Source organism: Pseudonocardia pini, assembly GCF_013870575.1.
Lineage (GTDB): Bacteria > Actinomycetota > Actinomycetes > Mycobacteriales > Pseudonocardiaceae > Pseudonocardia > Pseudonocardia pini.
Genome location: NZ_JACBXB010000975.1, coordinates 1 through 1,736 on the forward strand (window position 1 = coordinate 1; position 1,736 = coordinate 1,736).

General features: G+C 74.1%; 1 protein-coding gene. It reads left to right on the forward strand.

What is annotated here, in order from left to right; genetic code table 11:
* Window positions 1-1,736 (forward strand): arabinosyltransferase domain-containing protein (locus H5J29_RS31505; protein ID WP_181784574.1); only part of this gene is annotated, 1,736 nt, incomplete at both ends.

The window sequence follows — 1,736 nt, forward strand, 5'->3', positions numbered from 1 at the left end:
CGACCGTCGCGCTCGGCGGCACCGAGGTCGCGGCGCCGGGCGGGGACGTACGGCCCCAGGTCGTCGGCATCTGGTCGGAGCTCGACGCCGACCGGGACCCGATCGCGGGCACCGACGTCCGGTTCGCCGCCGACAACCGCTTCGACAGCGCCCCGAGCACGCTCAAGGTCGTCGCCGGAGCCCTGGCGATCGTGGCGCTGCTCGGCTGCCTGCTCGTGCTGCGCAGGCTCGACGACCGGTTCGGCCGCAGGCTCGTCCCCACCGGCAGGCTCAGCAGACGGCTGCGCGGGCAGGACTGGTGGCGGGACTCGACCGTCGTCGCGCTGCTGGCCGGGGCCACCGTCTTCGGCAGCATGACGCCGGACGACGGGTACATCCTCACCATCGCCCGCGGCGACCTGACCTCGGGCTACGTCGGGAACTACTACCGCTGGTTCGACGTCCCCGAGGCGCCGTTCGGCTGGTTCTACGAGCTCTACTCGCGCTGGCTCCAGGTCAGTGACGCGGTGCTGTGGCTGCGGCTGCCCGCGTTCGCGATGGGCGTCGCGTCCTGGTTCCTGATCAGCCGCGCGCTGCTCCCCCGGATCGGCACCGCGGTGCGCCGCAGCCGATCCGCCGGGTGGGCCGCGGCCGGCGTGTTCCTGTGCTTCTGGATCCCCTTCGACAACGGGCTGCGGCCCGAGCCCGTCGTGGTGATCGCGGCCCTGGTGTCCCTGGTGCTGCTCGAGCGGGCGCTGGTGATGCAGCGGCTGCTCCCGGTGGCGGGCGCGCTGGTCTCCGGGGCGTTCGCGGTCGCCGCGACCCCGACCGGCCTGATCGCCTTCGCCCCGCTGCTCGCGGCCGCCCGGCCCCTGCTGCGCCTGCTGTCGCGGCGGGCCCGCGCGGCGGGATGGTTCGCCGTGCTCGCGCCGCTGGCCGCGGCGGGGGTCGTCGTGTTGGTCGCGGTGTTCGGCGACCAGACCTGGCAGACCATCGCCGAGGCCACCCGGGTGCGCACCGAGATCGGCCCCAACCAGCCCTGGTACCAGGAGCTCTACCGCTACCAGCTGCTGTTCTCGAACACCCGGGACGGCTCGTTGATGCGCCGGTTCCCGGTGCTCGTGCTGATGCTGTGCCTCGGCGTGAGCATCGCGGTGCTGCTGCGCCGCGGCCGGATCCCGGGTGCCGCGCTCGGGGTCTCGCGCCGGCTAATCGGCTCCAGCCTGCTCGCGTTCGTCGTCCTCGCCCTGACCCCGACGAAGTGGACGCACCACTTCGGCGCCTTCGCCGCGCTGGGCGCGGGGATGGCCGCGGTGGCGGCGCTGGCCACGGCGACGTCGGTGCTGCGGTCCCGGCGGAACCAGGCGTTGCTGGTCGCGGGGCTGCTGGTCGTGACCGCGGTCGCCTTCGCGGGCCCCAACACCTGGTGGTACGTCTCGAACTGGGGCGTGCCCTGGTTCGACAAGCCGCCGTCGGTGAACGGGATCTCCGCCACCTCGTTGCTGCTGCTCGCCGCCGCGGCGACGCTCGTCTACGCGCTGGCGGAGCACCTGCGAGGGCCCGCCGTCCCGCGTCCGCTGGACCGCCGGGGCCGTCGGCTGAACAACGCACCGATCGCGGTGGTCTGCGCGCTGCTGGTGGTGTTCCAGATCGCGTCGCTGGCCAAGGGCGTGCAGAAGCAGTGGGGCAGCTTCTCGCTGGCGGGCGACGTCGTCGCCGACCCGGCGGGCTCGCGTTGCGGGCTGGCCGGGCGGGTG